This window comes from Sphingomonas sp. BL-S-29 (assembly GCF_055521495.1).
In genome coordinates this window covers 4,695,876-4,719,661 of record NZ_CM145482.1, presented here as the reverse complement: position 1 = coordinate 4,719,661, position 23,786 = coordinate 4,695,876, and the positions used below count along the sequence as shown (strand labels likewise).

Genomic DNA, 23,786 nt, shown 5'->3' with positions numbered 1-23,786 from the left:
GATGTCCACTCATCTCCGCCAACCCGCCAAGGAAACCCGATGCCACGCTCGCCCTGGGACATGATCGACGACGCCAAATATCGCGACGAGGCGGAGGCCATCGCCGATCTGCTCGCGCACCAGCCTTTGTCCTTCCCCGAGCGCAAGGCCGTCGTGGCCGAGGCGATCGCGCTGGTGGAATCGGCGCGGTCGGCGGCGAAGAAGCAGGGTGTGGTCGAGGATTTCCTCCAGCAATTCTCGCTGGGCACGCGCGAAGGGCTCGCGCTGATGTGCCTCGCCGAGGCGCTGCTGCGCGTGCCCGATGCCGAGACGCGCGACCGGCTGATCGCGGAGAAGATCGGCTCGGCCGACTGGGCCAGCCATGTCGGCAAGTCCGACAGCCTGTTCGTCAATGCCTCGACCTGGGGCCTGCTGCTCACCGGCAAGCTGGTCGAGGCCGACGAGACGGCGAAAAAGGATATCGGTGGCTATATCAAGCGCATCGCCGCGCGCATCGGCGAGCCGGTGATCCGCCAGGCCGTGGCCGCCGCCGTGCGCATCATGGGCGAGCAGTTCGTGCTCGGCCGCACGATCGAGGCAGCGCTCGCGCGAGCGAAGAAGGAAGACACGCTCTGCTCCTTCGACATGCTCGGCGAGGGCGCCCGTACCGAAGTCGATGCCGCCCGCTTCGAACAGATCTATGCCGAGGCGATCGAGACGGTGGGCAAGGCCGCGGCCGGTGCCGGGCCGGAGCTTGGCCACGGCGTGTCGGTCAAGCTCTCGGCGCTCCACCCGCGCTACGAAGCGGTGCAGGAAGCGCGCGTCTGGGACGAGCTGTATCCGCGCGTGAAGCGCCTCGCGCTGATCGCCGCGCGCCATGACCTGAACTTCGCGATCGACGCGGAAGAGGCCGATCGCCTCGTGCTCTCGCTCAAGCTGGTCGACCGGCTGGTGCGCGAACCCGAGCTCGGCGACTGGCAGGGGCTCGGCGTCGTCGTCCAGGCCTATCAGAAGCGCGCCCCGCTGGTGATCGCCGCGCTCGCCGATCTGGCGAAGGACAGCGGGCGCAGGATCATGATCCGCCTGGTCAAGGGCGCTTATTGGGACAGCGAGATCAAGCGCGCCCAGGTCGCCGGCCGCCCCGATTACCCCGTCTACACCACCAAGGCCGCGACCGACCTGAGCTATCTGGTCTGCGCCAAGGCACTGATCGACGCGTCGCCCGCGCTCTATCCGCAATTCGCGTCGCACAATGCCCATACCCTCGCCGCAGTGCGCCACATGGCCGATGCCGCCGGCGTGCGCATCGAGCATCAGCGGCTGCACGGCATGGGCGAGGCGCTCTATGCCGGTGCCGACCAGCGTTATGGCGGCATCATCCTGCGTGCCTATGCGCCCGTCGGCGGGCATGAGGAGCTGCTGCCCTATCTCGTCCGCCGCCTGTTGGAGAATGGCGCGAACACCAGCTTCGTCCATGCCCTGCTCGACGAGGAAATCCCGGCGGCCGACGTCGTTCGCGATCCGATCGCGATCGTCGAGGCGCATCCCCAGGCGCATGCCAAGATCCCGGTACCGTCGCGGCTCTACGGCGCTGCCCGACGCAACTCGCAGGGGCGCGACTTCTCGCTGGTCGCAGCGCGCGACACCGCAGGCAAGGCACTCGCCATGGTGCGTGCCGAGAAGCTCAGCGCCGGCCCGATCATCGGCGGCAAGCTGGTCAAGCGCCCCGTCGAACCCGTCACCAACCCCGCCGACCGCAGCACGACGATCGGCCAGGTCGGCAGCGCGGTGCCCGCCGATATCGATGCTGCGATCAAGCTCGCGCGCAAAGCCCAGCCGCGCTGGAATGCGCTGACCGGCACTGGCCGCGCTATCGTGCTGCGCGCCATGGCCGATGGGCTGGAGGCGGAGGAGGACCGGCTCGTCGCGTTGCTTTCGCTGGAGGCGGGCAAGACGCTCAACGACGGCGTCGCCGAAGTGCGCGAGGCAGTCGATTTCTGCCGTTATTACGCCATTCTGGCGGAACGCCAGTTCGGCGCGGCCGTCATCCTCGACGGCCCGGTCGGCGAAATGAACAGCCTGGAACTGCATGGTCGCGGCGTGTTCGCCTGTATCTCGCCGTGGAATTTCCCGCTGGCGATCTTCACCGGCCAGATCGCCGCCGCGCTCGCCGCCGGCAATGCCGTGCTGGCCAAGCCCGCCGAGCAAACCCCGCTGATCGCGGCCGAGGCCGTGCGAATCTACCACAAGGCCGGGCTCGATCCCGCCTTGCTCGCCCTGGTGCCGGGTGACGGCGCCGTGGTCGGCGCGGCGCTGGTCGCGCATCCGGGTATCGACGGCGTGGCCTTTACCGGCGGCACCGACACGGCGGGATCGATCAACCGCACGCTCGCGGCCCGCCCCGGCCCGATCGTACCCTTCATCGCCGAGACCGGCGGGCTCAACGGCATGTTTGTCGATTCGACCGCGCTGCGCGAGCAGGTGGTCGACGATGTCATCCTCTCCGCCTTCGGCTCGGCCGGGCAGCGCTGCTCGGCGCTGCGCCTGCTCTATCTGCCCAACGACACCGCCGAGGAGACGATCGCCACCCTGATCGGCGCGCTGGAGGCACAGGTCCTCGCCAACCCGAGCGACCCGGCAACCGATATCGGCCCGGTGATCGACGAAGAAGCGCGTAGTGCGCTGGAGAAGCATGTCGTCCGGCTGGAAAAGGAAGCGCGAATCCTTGCCCGCCTCGATCCGGGCGCGTTGGGCAGAAGCGGCAGCTTTTTCGGCCCGGTCATCGCCGAGGTGCCGACCCCCGATTTCCTCGAACGCGAGGTGTTCGGCCCGATCCTCCACATCTATCGTTACGATCCGAATGATCTTGAGGCCGTCGCGGGCAAGCTGGCGGCGCGCGGCTATGGCCTCACGCTCGGCGTGCACAGCCGGATCGACCTCTTCGCCGAGGAAGTGCGCGCGGCAGTGCCCGCCGGGAACGTGTACGTAAACCGCTCGATCATCGGCGCGGTGGTCGGCGTCCAGCCGTTCGGCGGAGAGGGCCTGTCGGGCACCGGCCCCAAGGCCGGCGGCCCGCACGCGCTGCTGCGTTATGCGCTGGAACGGGCGGTCTCGGTCAACATCACGGCGCAGGGCGGCGACCCCGCGTTGCTCAACCTGTGACCATCGGAGCTTGACCGCGGTCGGCGCGTTACGGATAGACGGGCGCTGAGGCGTCCGATGGCGCGTAACGGCAAAGAGGGAAACGACGTGGCGGCTGACAAGATGGACATCGACCTGTCGACGCTTCTCGACAATGAACACGAGCAGCAGGTCGAGTTCACCGGCGAAGTGGACGGCGACGACTATGAATTCGCAGTGCAATATGCCGTGCTCGAGGCTCTGAGCGGCGACGCGCCGGACGACGACGCGATCGACATGTTCAACCGCTTCAGCGACACGATCGCCGAGGCGGGTCTAGTCGCGCTCGCGCGCAACAGCGACCAGGACCTGATCGTGATCAGCGAGAACGACCTGGAATAGGGGCGCTCTCGGCCTCGCCTCGCGCTTCCTTGTGCTCCCGCGAAAGCGGGAGTCTCGACTCTACCGCAGCCGCTCCACCAGCGCACGCGCCGCGGCGGTAACGTCAGCCCAGGTCGTCTCGAACCCCTCGTCCGTCCCGTAATAAGGATCCTGTACCGCCTCGCCCTCGCGCCCGCTCACCAGGTTCAGCAACAGGTCGAGCTCGGCGGTCGCATCATGCGGGGCGATCGCGCGCAAATCCCGGAGGTTCTGGGCGTCGAGCGCGAAGATATGGCTGAACCGGCGAAAGTCTTCCGCCTCCACCTGCCGCCCGCGATAGCCGGAAATGTCGATGCCGTGGCGCTTCGCCGTGGCCAGCGCGCGCCGGTCCGGGGCATGGCCGATATGCCAGTCGCCGGTTCCGGCCGAATCCGCCGCCGCATCGAGCCCTGTACGCTCGGCTTCCGCACGAAACGCGGCTTCGGCGAGAGGGGAACGGCAGATATTGCCGAGACAGACGAACAGGATGGCTGGCGGCGTGGGGCGGTCGGTCATCGTGCCGGGATAGGGCGCGGCGCCGGCTTTGTCACCGCGGCGTGAAATCCTCGACCAGGTCGTAGCGGTCGCCGGGGAAGACCTGCCGCGCAAAGGTCACGGGCGGGCCGTTGCGCCAGGTCCAGCGCTCGATCTGCAGGCACGGCGCCTGCGTCGCGATGTGGAGTTGCCGCGCGACGGCGGGGGCAGCGGCGACCGCACTGATCCGGTGGCGCGCGTCGGTCCAGGGCACATGGCCGAGCAGCCAGGTGCCCGGCGCCACCGCACTGAAATCCACCTCCTCCGCTTCGGGTACGGTGCCGAGGTCGAGCCAGCGCTCCTCCCAGCCAAAGGGATCCGCGCCGGCATGATGCACGCCGCCCAGCCGCAGCCATCGCCCGGCGGTGCGCGTCTCGACCTCGTCCGGCGGGCTGGTGTCGATGCTGCGCGACGCCAGCGCCCAGCGATAGGCTTCGCCGCGCGCCGCGATCAGCGCGCCGATATCGGGCACGCCGACCACGGCGGAGCGGATGCGCGGATGCGCGACGAACGATCCGGCGCGTCGCCGCCGCTCGATCAGGCCTTCGCGCGCGAGGTGGCTCAGTGCCTTGTTCGCGGTCGCGCGGGCGCAGCCATAGGTCACGACCAGCTCATGCTCGAACGGGATGCGCGTGCCGGGCGCCCATTCGCCGGAGCGGATGCGCTCCTCGATCTCGCGCCGGATGCGCGCCTCGATCGTCATCCGATCAGGCGGGCGAGCACGGCCGTATAGCGCCGTCTGATCTCATCGCCCCGCACATGCCTGCCGCCCTCCACCAGCCGGATACCCCGGCGCCAGACACAGTCTATCCCGTCTCGCGCCGCAAAGATCCAGCTGTCGAGCAGCCGGTCGCCCGATCGCGCGGCAAAGGCGGGATCGTTCGCGTCGAGCGACACCAGGTCCGCGGACCGGCCGATCGCGATCCCGCCTTCGACGCCCAGCGCGCGCGATCCGCCCGCCAATGCTCCGTTGAACAGCGTCGCGCCGATCGACGCCCGCGCACCCGCCAGCACGCAGCGTTCGCGCCGCGTCAGCCGCTGGCCATATTCGAGCAGGCGCAGTTCCTCGGTCGCCGAGATCAGCACATTGGAATCGCTGCCGATCCCGAACGCGCCACCTTCGGCAAGATAGGCGGCGGCCGGGAAGATCCCGTCGCCGAGATTGGCCTCGGTGATCGGGCACAGGCCAGCGACCGCGCCGCTCCCGGCGATGGCCGCGCGTTCGGCATCGGTGACATGAGTCGCATGGACCAGGCACCAGCGTTCATCGACCGGCATTGCGTCGAACAGCAAGTCGACCGGGCGCTTGCCGCTCCAGGCGAGACAATCGGCCACCTCCTTGAGCTGCTCGGCGATATGGATGTGGACCGGGCCGCCCGCCGCCAGCGGCAGGATCGCCGCGATCTCCTCGGGCATCGCCGCGCGCAGACTGTGCGGCGCGATGCCGACCACCGCGTCCGGACCAGCAACGCGGCGCGCGCCCTCGACCAGCCGCGCGAAACTGTCGGGGTCGCTCAGGAAACGCCGCTGTGCCGCGCCGGGCACCGCTCCGCCAAAACCGCCATGGGCATAGAAGACCGGTAACAGCGTGAGGGCGATCCCGCTCGTCTCGGCCGCCGCGGCGATCCGTGCCGCCATCTCGGCGGGGTCGGCATAGGGCCGTCCGTCCACGTCATGATGGAGATAGTGGAACTCGCCAACGCGCGTGAACCCGGCCTCGAGCATCTCGACATAAGCGAGCGCCGCGATCGCCTCGACATCCTCCGGGCCGAGCCGGTCGAGGAAGCGGTACATCAGGTCGCGCCATGACCAGAAATCGTCGCCGGTCGTGCCGCGCTGTTCCGCCAGGCCGGCCATGCCGCGCTGGAACGCGTGGCTGTGGAGATTGGGCAGGCCGGGCAGGCCGATCCGGTGGCGCTCGTCGCCCGACGCGGGGTCGACGTCGGTCGCGATGGCGGAGACCAGCCCGTCGACTATCTCCAGCCGGACATGATCGGCCCAGTCGGTGCCGACCAGCGCGGTCTCGAACCACAAAGCGGACATCGGCACCTCCTGCGAATATGTCTAGACATATTCACCGCTTTGGCCAAGTCTGTATCGCATGACGACTCCGGACCATCCCCGCTGCGATCGGCTGTGGCACAATGCCCGACTGATGACGTGCGCCGACGGGGGCCTCGGCATCGTTGAGGACGGCGTGGTCGCGGCGCGCGATGGTCGGATCACCTATGCCGGGCCCGCCAGCGGAGCCCTGGCCTTCGACGCGGCCGAGACGGACGACTGCGCGGGTCGTTGGATCACCCCGGGCCTGATCGATTGCCACACCCATCTGGTCCATGCCGGCGACCGCGCGCGCGAATTCGAGATGCGGCTCGACGGCGCGACCTATGAGGAGATCGCCCGGGCCGGTGGCGGTATCCGATCGACCATGGCGGCGACCCGCGCCGCGAGCGAGGCCGACCTGGTCGCGACCGCGCTGCCCCGTCTCGATGCGCTGATCGCGGAGGGTGCCACGACGGTCGAGGTCAAGTCGGGCTACGGCCTCACGCTCGACGACGAACTGAAGATGCTGCGTGCGGCAAAGGCCTTGGGCGAGGCCCGCCGGGTCCGCATCCGCACCACCTTCCTCGGCGCCCACGCGCTTCCGCCCGAATATGCCGACGACCCCGAGAGCTATATCGACCTGGTCTGCGACTCGATGATCCCCGCTATCGCCGGCATCGCTGATGCGGTCGACGCGTTCTGCGAAGGCATCGGTTTCACCGCCACGCAGACTGAACGCGTCTTCGCCGCCGCAGCCGCGCACGGCCTGCCGGTCAAGCTCCACGCCGAGCAATTGTCTAATCTCCACGGCGCCGCACTCGCCGCGCGCTACGGCGCGCTGTCGGCGGATCATCTCGAATATCTCGACGAAGCCGGCATCGCCGCGATGGCGCAGAGCGGCACCGTCGCGACTCTGTTGCCCGGCGCCTTCTACTTCGTGCGCGAGACGAAGCTGCCGCCGATCGCGGCGCTCCGTGCCGCCGGCGTGCCCATCGCGCTGGCGACCGACTGCAACCCCGGCACCTCGCCGCTCACGTCGCTGCTGCTGGTCATGAACATGGGCGCGACGCTGTTCCGGCTCACCGCCACGGAATGCCTGCGCGGCGTCACGATCAACGCCGCCCGCGCGCTCGGCCTGCAGGACGAGGTCGGCACGCTCGAAGCAGGCAAGGCCTGCGACCTGGCCATCTGGGATGTGGGGCACCCCTCCGAACTCGTCTATCGCATGGGCTTCAACCCGCTCCATGCCCGTATCTGGAGCGGCCAATGAGCGCGATCATCCTGAAGCCCGGCCCCTTGAAACCTGGGGCCGTGCCGCTGGCTGAGTGGCGCGCGATCTATCGCGGCGCGGACGTTCGGCTCGATCCCGCCTCCGCCGGGACGATCGCCGCGAGCGCCGCCGCGGTCGAGCGTATCCTCGCCCGGGGCGAGCCGGTCTATGGCATCAACACCGGCTTCGGAAAGCTCGCCAGCGTGCGGATCGAGGCATGCGATCTGGCGACGCTCCAGCGCAACATCGTGCTGAGCCATTCGGCCGGGACGGGCGGGCCGTCGCCAGTGCCGGTCGTCCGGCTGATGCTGGCGCTGAAGCTCGCCAGCCTCGCCCAGGGCGCCTCGGGCGTGCGGCCGGAAACGGTCGCCCTGCTCGAGGCCATGCTGGTGAAGGGGCTCACGCCAGTGATCCCTGGACAAGGCTCGGTCGGCGCCTCGGGCGATCTCGCCCCGCTCGCGCACATGGCCGCGACGATGATCGGTGTCGGCGACATGCTCGTCGATGGCCGGCGCTTGCCCGCGGCCGACGCGCTCGCCGTAGCCGGCCTCGTCCCGCTGACGCTCGGGCCGAAGGAGGGCCTGGCGCTGCTCAACGGCACGCAATTCTCCACCGCCAACGCCCTGGCCGGGCTGTTCGAGGCGGAGCGGCTGCACCAGTCGGCCCTTGTCACCGGCGCGCTGTCGACCGAGGCGGCCAAGGGTTCGGATACGCCGTTCGATCCGCGCATCCATGCGCTTCGCCGCCATGCCGGTCAGATCGAGACGGCGGCGGCGCTCCGTAATCTGATGGCGGGCTCGGCGATCCGCGCCTCGCACGCGACGGGCGACGAACGCGTGCAGGATCCCTATTGCCTGCGCTGCCAGCCCCAGGTGATGGGCGCGGTGCTCGACCTGCTGCGCCAGGCCGCCGTAACGCTGGAGGACGAAGCGAACGGCGTCTCCGACAATCCGCTGATCTTCCCGGAAACCGACGAGGCGCTGTCGGGCGGGAATTTCCACGCCGAGCCCGTTGCCTTCGCCGCCGACATGATCGCGCTCGCCCTGTGCGAGATCGGCTCGATCGCCGAGCGCCGCATCGCGATGCTGGTCGATCCCGCGCTGTCCGGGCTGCCGGCCTTCCTGACCCCGCAGCCCGGGCTCAATTCCGGCTTCATGATCCCGCAAGTCACCGCGGCCGCGCTGGTCTCGGAGAACAAGCAGCGCGCCTATCCTGCGAGCGTGGATTCGATCCCTACCTCGGCCAATCAGGAAGACCATGTGTCGATGGCCGCGCACGGCGCCCGCCGCCTGCTCGACATGGCGGAGAATCTCGGCGCAGTGATCGGCATCGAACTGCTCGCCGCGGTGCAGGGCTGCGACTTCCACGCACCGCTCACCTCGTCCGATGCGCTGGAGGCGGCGCGAGCACGGTTGCGGCAGGACGTGCCCTGGCTCGACCATGACCGCCATATGCATCCCGAGATGGAGGCGGCGAACGCGATCATCCGCTCGGGGGCTTTGGTCGAGGCGGTGAACGTCGCTCTTCCAGGCGTCGCGACATGAGTGCCGCGCCCACCACCTGCCGTCACCCCGGACTTGTTCCGGGGTCCATTTCTCCACATGCGCTGTCGTCGCCTGCCGCACGATGGATGCCGGAACAAGTCCGGCATGACGGATGGAGAGGGCGCGCATGAGCGTAGAAGTCCGGCGCGGTACCGCACCGTTGGTGGTGAGTTTCCCCCATACCGGCACTGACATCCCCGCCGAGATCGAACCCGGCTTCGTCTCCCCCTGGCTGGCGCGCCGCGATGCCGATTGGTGGATCGACCAACTCTACGACATCGCCGCCGATCTCGGCGCAACTACCGTCCGCACCACCATCTCCCGCAGCGCGATCGACGTGAATCGCGATCCCTCGGGCGCGTCGCTCTATCCTGGGCAGGCGACGACCGAACTGTGCCCGACCACGAGTTTCGACGGCGAGCCGCTCTACCGCAACGGCCAGGAACCCGATGGCGAAGAGATCGCCCGCCGCCGCGCGCTGTGGTTCGATCCCTATCACCAGGCGCTCGCGGCTGAACTCGACCGGCTGCGTGCCGCGCATCCCAGGGTCGTGCTCTACGACGCGCATTCGATCCGGAGTCGCATCCCCCGATTGTTCGACGGCGAACTGCCGCAGTTCAACATCGGGACTTTCTCGGGCGCAAGCTGCGACCCCGCGCTGGCCGACGCGGTCGCGGCGGAATGCGCGGCGTCCGGCCTGAGCCATGTCCGCGACGGCCGCTTCAAGGGCGGCTGGACGACGCGCCATTATGGGCGACCGAGCAACGGCGTGCACGCGATCCAGATGGAGCTGGCGATGCGTGGTTACATGGCCGAGCCCGAGGCGCCGACGCCCGACAACTGGCCCACCGCGCTCGACCGCGCCGCGCCGCTCCGCGTGCCGCTCGCTCGCATCCTGAAGGCGTGCCTCGCCTTCGCCGAATCGACCTGAACGATTGGAGATTTGTAACGCCACCCTTCCCAATCCGTCACCCTGAACTCGTTTCAGGGTCCATGCGCGGTCAGGACCCGCAGGAGCCGCGCTCCTGAGTCAGACGACCGCGCATGGATGCTGAAACGAGTTCAGCATGACGACGGAAGGAGGGTGGATCCTCGACCGCACCCTCAAGGACGCAATTCATGACTCGCCTCGACAACAGCCGCATCATCCGCCCCGCCACCGGCACGACGCTCACTGCGAAGAGCTGGCTGACCGAGGCGCCGCTGCGCATGCTGATGAACAACCTGCATCCCGACGTCGCCGAGCGGCCCGAGGAGCTGGTCGTCTATGGCGGTATCGGCCGGGCCGCGCGCGACTGGGAGAGCTATGACCGGATCGTCGCGGCGCTGACCCGGCTGGAGGATGACGAGACCTTGCTGATCCAGTCGGGCAAGCCGGTCGGGGTGTTCCGCACCCACCGCGATGCGCCGCGCGTGCTGCTCGCCAATTCGAACCTCGTGCCGCACTGGGCGACCTGGGAGCATTTCAACGAGCTCGATCGCAAAGGCCTGGCGATGTACGGCCAGATGACCGCCGGTTCGTGGATCTATATCGGCACCCAGGGCATCGTTCAGGGCACCTACGAGACCTTCGTCGAAATGGGCCGCCAGCATTATGGCGGCGACCTGAAAGGCCGCTGGCTGCTGACCGCCGGGCTCGGCGGCATGGGCGGCGCGCAGCCGCTCGCCGCGGTCATGGCGGGCGCCTCCTGCCTCGCGATCGAATGCCAGCCGAGCCGGATCGAGATGCGGCTGCGCACCGGTTATCTCGATCGATCCGCCGACACGATCGACGAGGCGCTGGCGATCATCGACCAGGCAAAGGCCGTTGGGAAACCCGTCTCGGTCGGTCTGCTCGGCAACGCGGCGGACATCCTGCCGGAGCTGTTCGCCCGCGGCGTGCGCCCCGATCTGCTGACCGACCAGACCTCTGCGCATGACCCGCTCAATGGGTACCTGCCCAAAGGCTGGTCGCTGGAGGAGTGGGCGCAGGGCCGCGAGCGCGATCCGCAGGCCGTGATCGATGCGGCCAAAGCGTCGATGGCGGTGCATGTGCGATCGATGCTCGATTTCCAGGCCGCGGGCGTGCCGACGGTCGATTACGGCAACAATATCCGCCAGGTCGCCAAGGACGAAGGCGTGGCCAACGCGTTCGATTTCCCCGGCTTCGTCCCGGCCTATATCCGCCCGCTTTTCTGCCGCGGCATCGGCCCGTTCCGCTGGGTCGCTTTGTCGGGCGATCCGGAGGACATCTACAGGACCGACGTCAAGGTGAAGGAGCTGCTGCCCGACAACAAGGCGCTCCACACCTGGCTCGACATGGCGCGCGAGCGAATCCACTTCCAGGGCCTGCCCGCGCGGATCTGCTGGGTCGGGCTCGGCGACCGCCACCGGCTCGGCATGGCGTTCAACGAAATGGTGGCGAGCGGCGAGCTCAAGGCGCCGATCGTCATCGGCCGCGACCATCTCGATTCCGGCTCGGTGGCCAGCCCAAACCGCGAGACCGAAGCGATGCGGGACGGGTCGGATGCGGTATCCGACTGGCCGCTGCTCAACGCCCTGCTCAACACCGCGTCGGGCGCGACCTGGGTGTCGCTGCACCATGGCGGGGGGGTGGGCATGGGCTATTCGCAGCATGCCGGCATGGTGATCGTCGCCGACGGCACCGACGAGGCGGCGCGGCGGCTGGAACGCGTGCTGTGGAACGATCCGGCGACCGGCGTGATGCGCCACGCCGATGCGGGCTATGACATCGCGGTCGACTGCGCGCGCGAGAAGGGGCTCGATCTGCCATCGCTTCGGTGACGGAGAGGATGGCCATGAGCGGTCGCGCTTTTCGCTGTTCCGTCGCGATAACAGGGAAGAACAGGGAAGATATTTTTTATTGAGCCCGAATTGCCTCGAGTTCTTGAATTAATCGTTTAATATCAATTTGTTAATGGCGTTTCCCTGTTCTTCGATAACAGCGAAGTTTTCCGACGGAACAGGGAATTGTCCGGGCGAACCGATCCTCGACAATGTCAAACAGCGTCACTGATTCCGCGCCGGGCGACCTAAGGCGTTTCGACGTTTTGTTGAATCGAAGGCGTTCCGGCTGGAAAAAATCCTAGCCGAGCATTCCGGTGAGCGCGGGGGACAGGATCTCGCGATAGCCGAACCGGTCGCGCACGACCATGCGCGCGGCAAGGCCTTGATCGGCAGCGAGCGCCAGACCTTCTTCCGGCCCGAGCACGGTCAGCGCGGTCGCCCAGGCGTCGGCCAGCATGCAACTCGGATGCAGCACGGTGACGGCGGCGATGCCGTTGGCCACGGGGCGGCGCGTCCGTGGATCGATGGTATGGGCATAGCGACGACCGCCCGTTTCGAAGAAGCGGCGATAATCGCCCGAGGTCGCGACGGCGAGGTCGTGCAGCGCGACCCGCAAGGGCGCGATCCGGGCGCCGGGCGGCGGCTCCAGCTCGACCCACCAGGGTTCGCCACCGGGCTTGACCCCGGAGCCGACCAGCTCGCCGCCGATCTCGGCGAGGAAATCGTCGATGCCGAGGCCGCGCAGCGCGCGGGCCACCGCGTCGACGCCGAAGCCCTTGGCGATACCTGACAGGTCGAGCCGCACATCGGCGGTGCGCCGCGCACGCGTTCCGGACCGTTCGATCTTCGCCCAGCCGACCGGTGCGGCAGTCAGATCGGCTTCAGCGGGCAGGTCGCCCCGGCCGGAAGGGCCGAAGCCCCAGAGATCGACCAGCGAGCCCGCCGTCGGATCGAACGCGCCACCGCTGGCGCGCGCGACACCCAGCCCGGCATCCAGCACCTGCGCAAGATCGGCGGGCAGGTCCTGCCACGCGCCCAGCGGGGCGCGATTGAACCGGGAGAGATCGGATTCCGCCTCCCAGTTGCTCATCTCGGCGATCACACCGTCGAGCGCGCGCCTGATCGCCGCGCGCACCTCAGCCGCCGGCCGGGTGGAGACGATCCGCGCCGACCAGCTCGTGCCCATCGTCTCGCCACCGAACAGCTCGACGGTCGCCCCGGCGTCACGCCGCCGGAACGATTCCACCGAGACGTGCAGCGGCACCGCGACGCGAGGCGCCCCGGGCATCAGGGTTGCAGGACTTCCAGCACGGTGGTGTAGCTCATCCGCTTCTCGGCATTGGGGATGGTCGTGCTCGGCGCGCTGGTCGTGGCCGACATCCAGTACATGCCGGCGCCTGGCCAGGTGATCGAGACCTGGCCCTGGGCATCGGTCTTCAGCGCGATTTCGTTGACCGAGGTGCGGTAGCGGCTGCCGCCCGGGATCACGGTGACCTCGATATTGGCGGCGGGCTTGCCGTCGGCGATCAGCTTGAAGGTCGCGGCTTCGCCCGCGACCAGATCGTTCGGGTGGGTGACCGGCAACAGCTCCAGGCCTTCGCCGGTCGGCTTGAACACCGTGTCGGTCGGCGCGCCGGAGGTGACGAACACTTCGTTGCGGCTGAGCATTTCGCCCAGCTTCACATCGGTGGCGCCGGCGGGGATCGCGGTCGCCAGCTTGTCCGCGGTCGTGCCGCGCGGCAGGCGCTGCTCGACGCCGCCCACCTTGAAGCTGCCCATCACGCCGCCATTGCGGATGACGATCTTGTAGGTGCCCTTCTGCGTCATGTGCAGGTCGAAGTTCGCCCGGTACTGGCCGATGTTCATATGCTCGACCTTGCCCGGCGTGCCGTCGGGCTGGACCACGGCGGGCTCGGCGCGCAGCGGCTGGTGGTCGGGGAAGAACAGGTCGTTCGACGCGGCGGCGTCGAAGGTGATCCAGTCGTCATCGCCCGACACGATGGTGGTCGAGGGCAGCATCCACAGGCGGTGCGCGTGGAGCGGAGCGGCGATAGCGGCGGTGCAGACCGCGGCGGCGAGCAGCTTGTGAAGGGTCTTCATGGGGCGGATCCTCTCGCGCAAAATGATCAGGGCTTGAAGGTGACGACGACCGGGCCGAGCTCGGTCTTGCCGGCGGCGCGGGCGCTCTGGCCGGGCTTGGCCGGCCAGGTGAAGGGCACGCGGAGCACTTCGCGCCCGCCGGTCTCGCGCGCGGCCTCGACGACCAGCGTATATTGGCCGGGCTTGAGCCCGAGCTTCGCGCTGCTGAAGCTCAGCGACTGGACGCCCGGCGCACGCGTCGCGCCCGAGGTGCCGTCGGCGACAAAGGCATTGGTCCGGCCCGAGGCGCGCCACCAGGACCGCACTTCGTTCAGCCATTTGCGGCCTTCGTTCTTGGCCTTTTTCACATCGTACCAGACCGACAGGGTCTTGGCCGGCGCGCCATTGCCCTCGACGAAGATCGCGACATAGGGCCGGTGATATTCGGCGACCGACAGGCGCGGCACGGTGACCGCGACGTCCATCGTCTGGGCGAAGGCGGGCGTGCCCGCGGCCAGGCCGGCGATGGGCAGGCCGGTGAGGATCAGGCGGTGATTGAGCTGCATGGATTAGGCTCCCGGTGGATCAATGGATGAAGAAGATGGCGAGCCCCGCCGGGATGGCGAGGCCGAGGGCGACGATGGGCCAGGTGGTCGGGCGCTTGGCCGAATGGAGCCAGAGCAGGAACAGCCCGGTCAGCGCGAAGACGAGGCAGGCAAAGGCAAAGACGTCGATGAACCATTTCCACACGGCGCCCGAATTGCGGCCCTTGTGGAGATCGTTGAGGTAGGAGACCCAGCCGCGATCGGTGAATTCCGAGGTGACCGCCCCCGAGGCGCGATCGATCGACACCCAGCCGTCGCCGCCGGGACGGGGCAGGGGCAGATAGATCTCGTCGGCGGACCATTCGGCATCGCCGCGCGCGCTGGGGGGGAAATTGGCCTCGACCCAGGTCGCGATCCGCGGCGGCAGGGGCTTCTTGGTATCGGGTGCCTCGTCGGGCGCGACCGTCTTCAGCAGGGGTGCGGGAAGCGTCGCCGCTTTCGACGTGACGGCGGGCTTGGCTTCGATGTCGGCGGCATGGTTCAGGGTGAAGCCGGTGACGGCGAACAGCACCAGCCCGACAAGGCTCACCGCTGAGCTTATCCAGTGCCAGGTATGGAGCTGCTTGAGCCAGAAGGTCTTGCGCCGAGGCTTTTGCCGCGCGGCCTGGTTAGTCATCGCTGGCGGAAGGCCCCGGTAGAAGTGAGAATGATTCGCGATAACGCAAACGATTCGCAATTGCAACGCGATGAACGGGCGATACGCCGGTGTCGGCGAGGAAGTCATGGCTCCAACGAACCAGGCCGCCGGAGAACCTGGAGAACAGGGCTTGCGCTGATGCGGCGCGAGGCGGCATAGCGCGCGCCCTTGAGCTGTGTCGGAGGTCGGCAATGGAAGATGTTGCCGCAGGCACCGCGATCGGCCTCGACTTCGGCACCACCAACAGCGTGCTGGCGCGCACTGGTGCGGACGGCGGCGCGACCCTGGTCGAGTTCGACGGGCCGGAGGAACGCGGCGCGGTGTTCCGGTCGGCGCTGTGCTTCTGGCACGACGAGGATGTGCGCGGCGGCATGGCGGTCGAGGCGGGGCCCTGGGCGATCGCCGAATATCTCGATTATCCGCAGGACACGCGGTTCATCCAGTCGTTCAAGTCAGTCGCGGCCAGCCCGGTATTCGAGCATGCCTCGGTGTTCGAGAAGCGCTACCGCTTCGAGGATCTCGGCCGGCTGTTCCTCGACAAGCTCTCGGCCCACGCCGGCGAGGGCCTGAAGGCGCGGCCGAAGCGGGTCGTCGTCGGGCGGCCGGTCGAATATGCCGGGGCGCGGCCCGATGCCGCTTTGGCGCGCCAGCGCTACGACGCGATGTTCGCGAGGTTCGGCGCCGAGATCCATTATGTCTATGAGCCGCTGGGCGCCGCGTTCAGCTATGCGACGCGGCTGGAAGAGCCGGCCACTATCCTGGTCGCGGACTTCGGCGGCGGCACCAGCGACTTCTCGGTGGTGCGTGTCGCCGAACCGGGTGCGGCGAAGCGCTGCGTGCCGCTTGGCCATGCCGGTATCGGCATTGCCGGGGATCGCTTCGACCAGCGCATCGTCGACCGGCTGGTATTGCCGATGCTCGGCAAGGGCGGCAGCTATCGCTCGTTCGACAAGATCCTCGATATTCCCGGCGGCTATTTCGCCGATTTCGCCGACTGGTCGCGGCTGGCACTGATGCGCAATCGCCGGACGCTGGAGGAGCTGCACCGGCTGCAGCGCTCGGCGATCGACCCCGTCGCGATCGGGCGGATGATCGCGCTGATCGAGAATGAGCTTGGGTTCCCGCTCTATGATGCGGTCGGGCGCCTGAAGCGAGCGCTGTCGAGCGGGGAGCAGGCGCCTTTCCAGTTCTCGGGCGCGGGGCTCGAGATCGAGGCGGAGGTTGCCCGGAGCGCGTTCGAGACATGGATCGCGGACGATCTGCGCCGGATCGATGCGACGGTCGATCGCGCGCTGTCGGTCGCGGGGCTCGGGCCGGACGGGATCGACCGGGTGTTCCTGACCGGCGGCTCCTCGCTGATCCCCGCGGTGCGCGCGCTCTTCTCGCGCCGCTTCGGCGAGGCGGCGATCAGCTCGGGCGGCGAGCTCACCTCGATCGCGCACGGCCTCGCGCTGATCGGGCAGCAGGACGATATCGCCGCCTGGTCGGCCTGACACCGAACCGCAACATCAGCGTCATCAAAGCTGCACCGACCGCCGGTACGCTCGCCGGGTCGATCGCAAGCGCTTCGTCAGGTGCGAAGCCGCGATCACCTGTACGGGAGCGAGCGCATGATTCACCTCGGCGAAATGACGGCTGACCGGACTCACATGCTGACCCGGTTCCATGCCACCTTCGGGCAGGACCATTGGGCGCATCGCACCAGCGGCTGGACGCTGATCGGCGTGAACCCTGCGTGGTTCGACACCGATCCGGACGGCCCGCAGGTCGCCTGGCTGCGCGACATGCTCGACGGCTGCACGGGCCCGGTCGGCCTGTTCCTGCACAAGCCCTGGTTCAAGGCGACCGACAGCGCCGTGTCCCGCGATACGCGGCGCGCGCTCGAGGCGTTGTTCGATGGTCATGATCTGCGCTTCGTCGCGCAGGGCCATGTCCATCAGGTTCATGATCGCCTCGGCGACGATACCGGCATCGACTGGTTGCCGTCGATCGCATCGGTCGAAGCCGATGCGGACACGGACGCTGGCGGAACCCGGCTGGCCAGCCTAGCCAGGCTGACGCTTGACCCGAGCGGTCATCGGTTCGACGCGGGCGATTCGGCCGACCATGTCGTCGCGTTTCCCGAAATCCCCGCCGTGCGGGAGCTGGCCGACGCGTGACTGGCCGGCCTGGCGGTCGTCCTCGCCGCCAAGGCGCGGGGAGGTGCCGGGCGAAGCTTAGTTGGCTGAAATTACCTCTCCCCGTTCGCCCTGAGCTTGTCGAAGGGCTGTTCTTTCTTCCGAGGAAGAGAAGGGCAGGGCTTCGACAACCCCGGATCAAGTCCGGGGCCGAACGGGGGATATCAATCCAGCTCAAAAACGCTTTAACCGCGCAGTGCCGCCGAAATAGCCTTGAGCCCACCCTCGAGTTCCTCGGTGGTGGGCCAGCCATAGCCGAGGCGGAAATAGCTGTCGGGCAGCTCGAACCAGTGGCCAGGCCCGACATAGCAGCCATGGTCCTCGAGCAGGCGCTTGTAGAAGGCGTGGGTACCGCCCGGCGGTTCCCGGCGCATGCGGGGGAAGCACACGACGCCGCCCATCGGGGCCACCCATTCGAGTAGCTCCTCGCCCGCCATCCAGGCCGTGATCCGGGCGCGGCGGCGGCGCATCTCGTCCAGGACGGGCTGGAGGATCTCGTCGCGGCGTGACAGGATCTGCTCGCCGACCCATTCGTCGATCACGCTGCCGCAGATGCTGATCTGCTCCTTGGCGGCGAGGAAGCGCTCCTGCAGCGCCGGGTCCCTGCTGATGATCCAGCCGATGCGGATGCCGGGCACGCCGTACGCCTTGGACAGGGAGGCGACACTGATGACATGCTCGCCGAGCGACGCGGCGAGCGGCAGCGTGCCGTTAAGCGACAGGTCGCGATAGGTCTCGTCGACCAGCAGCACGCAGCCGCGCTGCTTCGCGAGATCGACCAGAGCGCGCAGTTCCGCCTCGGCCAGCATCGTGCCCGTCGGGTTGTGCGGCGTGGTGATGCTGATGAGCCGGGTCCGCGGCGTAACCGCGGCGGCGATGGCGGCGGGATCGATGCGGAAGCCGCTTTCGAAATCCAGCTCGATATGAGTGACCGCGCAGCCGATCGCGCGCGGCGTCTCCAGATTGGTCGCGTAATTGGGGCGGACCACGACGAGATGGTCGTCGGCGCCGAGCAGCGTGGTGGCGATGATGAACAGCGCGCCGGCCGCGCCGACGGTGACGAGCACGTCGTCCGCCTCGACGCCGCCGCTCGCCTCGGCGATCAGGCGGCGCAGCCCGGCGCCGCCGCGATGCTCGCCATAAAGCAGGGTGAGATCGGGGATCGTCAGGCCGAGGCCGGCGATGCTGCGGTCGGCAACCGAGCTTTCGGAAAGATTATAGCGGATGCGGCCATAGCCGAATTCCTCGGGCGACTCGACTTCGATCGGCATCCGGACATAGCGCATCGGGTTCTCCCTGGATCAGGCGCGGATACCCCGCAGGTCGTGCAGCTGGTCGGCGACCCGGTCGGCCTCGAAGCTGGCGACCGGATAGGCGCAATAATCGGCGGCATAATAAGCGCTGGGGCGGTGATTGCCCGAGGCGCCGAGACCACCGAACGGCATCGAGCCGGCAGCACCGGTGGTCGGGCGGTTGCGGTTGACGACGCCGGCGCGGATGCGGCGCTGGAACTGGTCCCACAGCGCGTCATCGTCGCTGATCAGCCCGGCCGACAAGCCGAAGCGCGTGTTGTTGGCGGCGGCGATGGCGGCGTCGACATCGGCGACGCGAGTCACTTGGAGCACGGGGCCGAAAATCTCCTGGTCAGGCACGGCGAGGCCGGTCACGTCGAGGATCGTCGGGCCGACGAACGCGGTCGAAGAGCCGGGGCGTGCCTCGAACCGGCGGATCGCCTGGGCGCCGAGCGTCATCAGCTCCTCGGCCTGCAGGGACACGCGCGCCGCCGCGGCGGGGGAGATCAAAGGACCCATGAACGGCTCCGGCATATCGTTCCACGCGCCGATGGTGATCCGGTCGGACAGGGCGGCGACGGCGGCGACGATCGCGTCGCCCTTCGCGCCCCGGGGCACGATCAGGCGGCGCGCGCAGGAGCAGCGCTGGCCAGTGGTGATGAAGGCCGAGCCGACCACGATCGAGGCGATCGCGTGCGGATCGCCGTCCCACGCGACGAGCGGATTGTTGCCGCCCAGCTCGAGCGCGAGGATCACCTTGGGGCGTTCGGCGAAGATGCGCGTGAAATGCGCGCCAGCGCCGGCCGATCCGGTGAACAACAGGCCGTCGATATCCTCGGCGAGCAGCGCGGCGCCGGTGTCGCGGCCGCCCTGGACGACCGTGAACACGCCCTCGGGCAGGCCCGCCTTGCGCATCGCCGCGCCGATCAGCTCGCCGACCAGAGGCGTTTCCTCGGACGGCTTGAACAGGACCGTGTTGCCCGCCAGCAGGGCGGGGACGATATGGCCGTTGGGCAGATGGCCCGGGAAATTATACGGGCCGAGCACGACCATCACGCCGTGCGGGCGGTGGCGCAGCACGGCGCGGCCGAACGGGGCCTCCTGCTCGCGGCTGCCGGTGCGTTCGGCATGCGCGGCGATCGACAGGTCGACCTTGCCGACCATCGAGGCGAGCTCGGTCTTCGTCTCCCAGAAGGGCTTGCCCGTCTCGCGCGAGATCGCCGTCGCGATGGGCTCGGCATCCTGCTTCAGCGCGTCGCGGTAGCGGTGGACGAAGGCGATGCGCTCTTCCACCGTCGTCGCCGACCAGGTGTCGAAGGCGGCGCGCGCCGTGGCGACCGCGGCGGCGCAGTCCTCCGCCGTTGCTTCGGGGCCGGACCATATCACCTCACCGGTGGCGGGATCTTGGGAGTGGAACAGGGTGGTCATGTCAGGTCGCCATTTCGCTCAGCATCGCGTTGCGGGTCTCGTTCATGCGCTCCCGCGCGATGTCCGCTTCCGCGCGGCAGGTTGAAAATGGGCAATAGCCCGATGTGGCTATCGCCGCCACCGCGACATCATCCCGGCTGACTCCTGATGAAATCGATGAACGCCCGCAGCGGCGCGGGGAGATAGCGGCGGCCGGCATAATAGAGGAACGGCCCCGAGAAACGCTGCCACCAGGGTTCGAGCACCGGCACCAGCGCGCCGCTGTCGAAATGCGGCTTCAGCCAGTCCTCGAACAGATGGATGATGCCGAGCCCGTCGACAGCGGCGTCCACCGCCAGGTCGAACGCGGCGCCCGGCTGGATCAGCAGCGGGCCGGCCGGATCGATGCGGATGATCTCATCGTCGCGCTCGAACTCCCAGATCGGAGTCCTGCCGCTCGAAAAGCGGCCACGCAGACAGGCATGGTCGAGCAGGTCGCGCGGATGTTCCGGCCGGCCATAAGCGGCGAGATAGGCGGGCGAGGCGCCGGTCGCGAGGCACTGGGTGCGCGGGCCGATCGGCACCGCGATCATGTCCTGCTCGAGCCGTTCGTCATAGCGGATGCCGGCATCGAAGCCCGCCGCCAGCACGTCGACGAAACCGTCCTCGACGGTTACTTCGAGGCGGATATCGGGATAGGCCTTCAGAAAGGGCACGACGATCGGCCGCAGCACCGCGCGCGAGACATTGGCGGGCACGTTGAGGCGCAAGGTGCCGGCGGGCCGGTCGCGAAAGGCGTTGACCACATCCACCGCCGCCTCGACCTCACCCAGCGCCGGGCCGAGGCGTTCGAACAGGCGCGCGCCGGCTTCGGTGGGGGTGACGCTGCGCGTGGTGCGGTTGAGCAGGCGGACGCCGAGACGCGTTTCGAGCCGGCGCACCGCTTCGCTCAGGCCCGAGGCCGAGGCATTGCCGGCGCGCGCCGCGTCGCGAAAGCCGCCTGCGCGGACCACGGCGGCGAAGGTCGCGAGATCGTCGAGTTCCGTGGCCATTGTGCATAATAACGCACGACCTGTGCCGATTGCCATATCTTATCGCGCGATGCCGGCGGACGCATATCCTGCGCACTGAAACCCCGGAGACCCGACATGCCGATTCCCACGACCTTCCACCTCGGCGACCGCAGCGTGAACCGCATGGGCTATGGCGCGATGCAGCTCGCCGGCCCGGGCGTGTTCGGCCCGCCCAGGGACCATGACGCAGCGCTTGCCGTGCTGCGCGAAGCCATTGCGCGCGGCGTGAACCATATCGACACCAGCGATTTCTACGGCCCGCACGTCACCAACCAGATCATCCGCGAGGCGCTGCATCCCTATCCCGAGGGGCTGACGATCGTGACCAAGGTCGGCGCGGTGCGCGGCGCGGATGGCTCATGGCTGCCCGCGATGTCGCCAGCCGAGCTGACTCAGGGCGTGCACGACAATCTGCGCAACCTTGGCGTCGAGGCGATCGATGTCGTCAATCTGCGCGCGATGGGGGCGATCCATGGGCCGAGCGAGGGCTCAATCGCCGAGCAGTTCAGCGCGCTGGCCGAGCTGCAGCGCCAGGGGCTGATCCGGCATCTCGGCCTGAGCAACGTGACATCGGCCCAGGTCGCCGAGGCGCAGGCGATCGCGCCGGTGGTGTGCGTTCAGAACCAGTATAATCTGGTCCACCGCGAGGACGATGCGCTGGTCGACGAGCTGGCGGCCAAGGGCATCGCCTATGTGCCCTTCTTCCCGCTGGGCGGCTTCTCGCCGCTGCAATCCTCCTCGCTGTCGGATGTCGCGGCGCGACTGGGCGCGACGCCGATGCAGGTGGCGCTGGCCTGGCTGCTGCAGCGGGCGCCGAACATCCTGCTGATCCCGGGCACTTCCTCGACCGGGCATCTGCGCGAAAACCTTGCCGCAGCTGACCTGGTGCTGTCGGATGAGGTGATTGCCGAGCTGAATCGGATCGGCACGACCACGGCGTGATGGCGAAGGCGCGTCGCGGGAGCGCTTCCCGTGACGCGCCGGCTTGCGGCCGGCGCCGTACCGGGCCTAGACGGTGCGGAAGGCCGCGGGGGGGTTCAGCGGCCATTTTTCCGGAAAAGAGCTTATGCGCCGTTTCGTGCTCCTGTCCCTGATGCTGGTTGCGGCGTCACCCCTGTCGGCCGCCATGCCCGACAAGAGCTGGGTCGCGGTCAGCGACCGGAATGCGAAGCTGGTGGCCGAGGCGCAGGCGAAATTCGATCCGGAATCGGCCTCGCAGAACGGCATGACCGCCTATGACGGGCTGGCGACCGATCTCGGGCCCAGGCTCGACGAGCGCACCGCCGAGGCGATGGGCAAGGTTCTTGTCGATCTCCGTGGACGGCTGGCGGCGGAGAAGGATGCCAATGTCCGGCAGGACCTGGAGATACTGATCCGGTCGATCGAGTCCGATCTCGAGGGGACGCGCCTGCGGCGCAAATATTTCCTGTCCTGGAGCGACGCGCCGCGCGCGATCTTCGGCGGGATCAAGGGCTTGCTCGACGACCAGGTCGTGCCGGAGCGGCGGCAAAAGGCAGTCGAGCTGCTGCGCCGCTATGTCGGGGATTATCCCGGCACCACGTCGCTGACCGATCTCGCCCGGGCGCGCTTCGCCGAGACGCGCAAGGCCGGGCTGCTCGGGCCGGACAAGGTCGCTCTGGACAATGCGCTGAGCAATGCCGGGACCTATGCCGAGGGCATCCGCAAGCTGTTCGCCAAATACAAGATCACCGGTGCCGACGCGGCGCTCGCGAAGCTCGACAAGCAGATCGCGGATTATACGGCGTGGGAGCGCGCGGAAGTGCTGCCGCTGGCCCGCACCGATTTCCGCCTGCCGCCCGAAGTCTATGCGTACCGGCTGAAGCAGTTCGGCATCGATATCGACCCGCGCCTGCTGATCCAGCAAGCCCAGATCGAATTCGCCGAGACGCGCGCGGCAATGACCGCGCTCGCGCCTCTGGTCGCGAAGGAAAAGGGGCTGAAGGCCGGCAGCTATGCCGATGTCATCCGCCAGCTCAAGCAGGCGACGATCCCCAACGACAAGCTCGAGGCGAGCTATGCCGCGGTGATCCGCGCCAATGAGGCCGCGATCAAGCGCGAGCATATCGTCGACCTGCCCGACCGGCCAATGCAGATGCGGCTGGCGAGCGAGGCCGAGTCCGCCGCATCGCCCGCGCCGCACATGGAGCCGCCGCCGCTGATCGGCAACAAGGGCGAGCGCGGCACCTTCGTGCTGCCGCTGAGCGTGGCGTCCTCGGGGCCGGACTCGGCCTATGACGATTTCAACTTCCCCTCGGCGCAGTGGACCGTCGCCGCACATGAGGGACGGCCGGGGCATGAGCTGCAATTCACCGCGTTGGTCGAGCGCGGCGTGTCGCAGGCGCGCATCTATTTCGCGTTCAACAGCGTCAATGTGGAGGGCTGGGCGCTCTATGCCGAAGCCGAGGCGCTGCCCTATCACCCGCTCGACGGGCAGTTGATGGCATTGCAGGCGCGGTTGCTGCGGGCAGGGCGGGCGATGCTCGACCCGATGCTCAATCTCGGCCTGATTTCGAAGGAGGACGCGCGGCGCATCCTGCTCGAACAGATCGTCTCCTCGCCAGCGATGGCGAAGCAGGAGATCGAACGCTACACCTCGCGCGCGCCGGGCCAGGCGGGCAGTTATTTCTACGGTTACACCCGCATCCTGCGCATCCGCATGGACACCGAGCTGGCGCTGGGCGCGAAGTTCGACCGGCTGGCGTTCAACAATTTCCTGCTCGATCAGGGTCTGTTGCCGCCGGACCTGCTGGCCAAGGCCGTGGCGGAGCAGTTCGTGCCGGCGCAACTGGCGAAGTGAC

At 68.3% G+C, this 23,786-nt stretch carries 20 protein-coding genes; 10 read left to right on the top strand and 10 right to left on the bottom strand.

From position 1 onward, the window contains the following. The first annotated feature begins 39 nt into the window (after positions 1–39). Positions 40–3,141 (top strand): bifunctional proline dehydrogenase/L-glutamate gamma-semialdehyde dehydrogenase PutA, encoded by a 3,102-nt coding sequence (putA, locus tag ACZ1I2_RS22485; RefSeq protein WP_465175780.1) that lies wholly within the window; start codon positions 40–42, stop codon positions 3,139–3,141. Between the two features lie 87 nt (positions 3,142–3,228). Beyond that, positions 3,229–3,501 carry a hypothetical protein gene (locus ACZ1I2_RS22480; RefSeq protein WP_465171963.1) on the top strand — a complete coding sequence of 91 codons (273 nt, stop codon included), beginning with the start codon at positions 3,229–3,231 and terminating at the stop codon, positions 3,499–3,501. A 60-nt stretch (positions 3,502–3,561) separates the two neighbouring features. Here ACZ1I2_RS22480 and ACZ1I2_RS22475 read toward each other — a convergent pair whose 3' ends face one another. From ACZ1I2_RS22475 to ACZ1I2_RS22465, 3 genes are read right to left on the bottom strand one after another with little or no spacing between them, the layout of a single operon-like run. After that, a complete protein-coding gene (locus tag ACZ1I2_RS22475) occupies positions 3,562–4,035 on the bottom strand; it encodes a low molecular weight protein-tyrosine-phosphatase (RefSeq protein WP_465171964.1) in 474 nt (157 codons plus the stop codon). A gap of 31 nt (positions 4,036–4,066) precedes the next feature. Continuing rightward, positions 4,067–4,756 (bottom strand): UTRA domain-containing protein, encoded by a 690-nt coding sequence (locus ACZ1I2_RS22470; RefSeq protein WP_465171965.1) that lies wholly within the window; start codon positions 4,754–4,756, stop codon positions 4,067–4,069. Further along, complete coding sequence (locus tag ACZ1I2_RS22465; protein WP_465171966.1) at positions 4,753–6,096, bottom strand: formimidoylglutamate deiminase; 1,344 nt, start codon at positions 6,094–6,096, stop codon at positions 4,753–4,755. Before ACZ1I2_RS22465 ends, ACZ1I2_RS22470 begins: the two co-directional genes overlap by 4 nt. Before the next feature lie 58 nt (positions 6,097–6,154). Between ACZ1I2_RS22465 and hutI the strand changes: the two genes are divergently transcribed. The 4 genes from hutI (at position 6,155) to hutU (ending at position 11,694) form a co-directional block, all read left to right on the top strand. Beyond that, positions 6,155–7,366, top strand: coding sequence for an imidazolonepropionase (gene hutI, locus ACZ1I2_RS22460; protein ID WP_465175781.1), 1,212 nt, complete (start codon positions 6,155–6,157; stop codon positions 7,364–7,366). Further along, positions 7,363–8,910 carry a histidine ammonia-lyase gene (hutH, locus tag ACZ1I2_RS22455; protein WP_465175782.1) on the top strand — a complete coding sequence of 516 codons (1,548 nt, stop codon included), beginning with the start codon at positions 7,363–7,365 and terminating at the stop codon, positions 8,908–8,910. Before hutI ends, hutH begins: the two co-directional genes overlap by 4 nt. Positions 8,911–9,037: 127 nt before the next feature. Beyond that, a complete protein-coding gene (gene hutG / locus ACZ1I2_RS22450) occupies positions 9,038–9,841 on the top strand; it encodes an N-formylglutamate deformylase (protein WP_465175783.1) in 804 nt (267 codons plus the stop codon). 188 nt (positions 9,842–10,029) lie between these two features. Then, positions 10,030–11,694: a urocanate hydratase gene (gene hutU, locus ACZ1I2_RS22445; protein ID WP_465175784.1), complete on the top strand. Its 1,665-nt coding sequence runs from the start codon at positions 10,030–10,032 to the stop codon at positions 11,692–11,694. Positions 11,695–11,995: 301 nt separating this feature from the next. Here the strand turns inward: hutU and ACZ1I2_RS22440 are convergent, their stop codons facing one another. The 4 genes from ACZ1I2_RS22440 to ACZ1I2_RS22425 form a co-directional block, all read right to left on the bottom strand. Then, positions 11,996–12,883, bottom strand: a complete 888-nt coding sequence (locus ACZ1I2_RS22440; RefSeq protein WP_465177099.1) for an FAD:protein FMN transferase — start codon at positions 12,881–12,883, stop codon at positions 11,996–11,998. A gap of 101 nt (positions 12,884–12,984) precedes the next feature. Next, positions 12,985–13,797 (bottom strand): DUF4198 domain-containing protein, encoded by an 813-nt coding sequence (locus ACZ1I2_RS22435; RefSeq protein WP_465175785.1) that lies wholly within the window; start codon positions 13,795–13,797, stop codon positions 12,985–12,987. Positions 13,798–13,823: 26 nt separating this feature from the next. Then, positions 13,824–14,342, bottom strand: a complete 519-nt coding sequence (locus ACZ1I2_RS22430; protein ID WP_465175786.1) for a DUF2271 domain-containing protein — start codon at positions 14,340–14,342, stop codon at positions 13,824–13,826. A 19-nt stretch (positions 14,343–14,361) separates the two neighbouring features. Continuing rightward, positions 14,362–14,997 carry a PepSY-associated TM helix domain-containing protein gene (locus tag ACZ1I2_RS22425; RefSeq protein WP_465175787.1) on the bottom strand — a complete coding sequence of 212 codons (636 nt, stop codon included), beginning with the start codon at positions 14,995–14,997 and terminating at the stop codon, positions 14,362–14,364. A 212-nt stretch (positions 14,998–15,209) separates the two neighbouring features. On the opposite strand from ACZ1I2_RS22425, the gene ACZ1I2_RS22420 reads away from it, so the two are divergent. Together ACZ1I2_RS22420 and ACZ1I2_RS22415 are read left to right on the top strand one after the other, a co-directional pair. Further along, entirely contained in the window at positions 15,210–16,511 is a 1,302-nt protein-coding gene (locus tag ACZ1I2_RS22420; protein WP_465175788.1) for an Hsp70 family protein, read from the top strand. Positions 16,512–16,628: 117 nt separating this feature from the next. Further along, positions 16,629–17,177 carry a hypothetical protein gene (locus ACZ1I2_RS22415; RefSeq protein WP_465171975.1) on the top strand — a complete coding sequence of 183 codons (549 nt, stop codon included), beginning with the start codon at positions 16,629–16,631 and terminating at the stop codon, positions 17,175–17,177. A 203-nt stretch (positions 17,178–17,380) separates the two neighbouring features. On the opposite strand, the gene ACZ1I2_RS22410 is transcribed toward ACZ1I2_RS22415, so the two are convergent. The 3 genes from ACZ1I2_RS22410 to ACZ1I2_RS22400 all read right to left on the bottom strand — a co-directional run bounded on the left by ACZ1I2_RS22410 (position 17,381) and on the right by ACZ1I2_RS22400 (position 20,946). Beyond that, on the bottom strand, positions 17,381–18,481 hold the full coding sequence (locus ACZ1I2_RS22410) for a pyridoxal phosphate-dependent aminotransferase (RefSeq protein WP_465171976.1): 1,101 nt from the start codon (positions 18,479–18,481) through the stop codon (positions 17,381–17,383). A gap of 15 nt (positions 18,482–18,496) precedes the next feature. Further along, complete coding sequence (astD, locus tag ACZ1I2_RS22405; RefSeq protein ID WP_465181535.1) at positions 18,497–19,915, bottom strand: succinylglutamate-semialdehyde dehydrogenase; 1,419 nt, start codon at positions 19,913–19,915, stop codon at positions 18,497–18,499. Positions 19,916–20,043: 128 nt separating this feature from the next. Then, the gene (locus ACZ1I2_RS22400) at positions 20,044–20,946 is read right to left on the bottom strand and encodes a LysR family transcriptional regulator (RefSeq protein ID WP_465171977.1); all 903 of its coding nucleotides are present in this window, start codon (positions 20,944–20,946) and stop codon (positions 20,044–20,046) included. Between the two features lie 96 nt (positions 20,947–21,042). Between ACZ1I2_RS22400 and ACZ1I2_RS22395 the strand changes: the two genes are divergently transcribed. Then, positions 21,043–21,909 carry an aldo/keto reductase family oxidoreductase gene (locus ACZ1I2_RS22395; protein WP_465175789.1) on the top strand — a complete coding sequence of 289 codons (867 nt, stop codon included), beginning with the start codon at positions 21,043–21,045 and terminating at the stop codon, positions 21,907–21,909. Between the two features lie 124 nt (positions 21,910–22,033). Next, complete coding sequence (locus ACZ1I2_RS22390) at positions 22,034–23,785, top strand: DUF885 domain-containing protein (RefSeq protein WP_465175790.1); 1,752 nt, start codon at positions 22,034–22,036, stop codon at positions 23,783–23,785. The last annotated feature ends 1 nt before the right edge of the window (position 23,786 follow it).

Bases quoted from the DNA above. Each gene is read 5' to 3' on its own strand.
- putA (WP_465175780.1), top strand. From the start codon at position 40: ATGCCACGCTCGCCCTGGGACATGATCGACGACGCCAAATATCGCGAC.
- ACZ1I2_RS22465 (WP_465171966.1), bottom strand. From the start codon at position 6,096: ATGTCCGCTTTGTGGTTCGAGACCGCGCTGGTCGGCACCGACTGGGCC.
- ACZ1I2_RS22425 (WP_465175787.1), bottom strand. From the start codon at position 14,997: ATGACTAACCAGGCCGCGCGGCAAAAGCCTCGGCGCAAGACCTTCTGG.
- astD (WP_465181535.1), bottom strand. From the start codon at position 19,915: ATGACCACCCTGTTCCACTCCCAAGATCCCGCCACCGGTGAGGTGATA.
- ACZ1I2_RS22470 (WP_465171965.1), bottom strand. From the start codon at position 4,756: ATGACGATCGAGGCGCGCATCCGGCGCGAGATCGAGGAGCGCATCCGC.
- ACZ1I2_RS22435 (WP_465175785.1), bottom strand. From the start codon at position 13,797: ATGAAGACCCTTCACAAGCTGCTCGCCGCCGCGGTCTGCACCGCCGCT.
- ACZ1I2_RS22440 (WP_465177099.1), bottom strand. From the start codon at position 12,883: ATGGGCACGAGCTGGTCGGCGCGGATCGTCTCCACCCGGCCGGCGGCT.
- ACZ1I2_RS22400 (WP_465171977.1), bottom strand. From the start codon at position 20,946: ATGGCCACGGAACTCGACGATCTCGCGACCTTCGCCGCCGTGGTCCGC.
- hutH (WP_465175782.1), top strand. From the start codon at position 7,363: ATGAGCGCGATCATCCTGAAGCCCGGCCCCTTGAAACCTGGGGCCGTG.
- hutI (WP_465175781.1), top strand. From the start codon at position 6,155: ATGACGACTCCGGACCATCCCCGCTGCGATCGGCTGTGGCACAATGCC.
- ACZ1I2_RS22420 (WP_465175788.1), top strand. From the start codon at position 15,210: ATGGAAGATGTTGCCGCAGGCACCGCGATCGGCCTCGACTTCGGCACC.
- ACZ1I2_RS22395 (WP_465175789.1), top strand. From the start codon at position 21,043: ATGCCGATTCCCACGACCTTCCACCTCGGCGACCGCAGCGTGAACCGC.
- ACZ1I2_RS22410 (WP_465171976.1), bottom strand. From the start codon at position 18,481: ATGCGCTATGTCCGGATGCCGATCGAAGTCGAGTCGCCCGAGGAATTC.
- ACZ1I2_RS22430 (WP_465175786.1), bottom strand. From the start codon at position 14,342: ATGCAGCTCAATCACCGCCTGATCCTCACCGGCCTGCCCATCGCCGGC.
- ACZ1I2_RS22475 (WP_465171964.1), bottom strand. From the start codon at position 4,035: ATGACCGACCGCCCCACGCCGCCAGCCATCCTGTTCGTCTGTCTCGGC.
- hutG (WP_465175783.1), top strand. From the start codon at position 9,038: ATGAGCGTAGAAGTCCGGCGCGGTACCGCACCGTTGGTGGTGAGTTTC.
- ACZ1I2_RS22415 (WP_465171975.1), top strand. From the start codon at position 16,629: ATGATTCACCTCGGCGAAATGACGGCTGACCGGACTCACATGCTGACC.
- hutU (WP_465175784.1), top strand. From the start codon at position 10,030: ATGACTCGCCTCGACAACAGCCGCATCATCCGCCCCGCCACCGGCACG.
- ACZ1I2_RS22390 (WP_465175790.1), top strand. From the start codon at position 22,034: ATGCGCCGTTTCGTGCTCCTGTCCCTGATGCTGGTTGCGGCGTCACCC.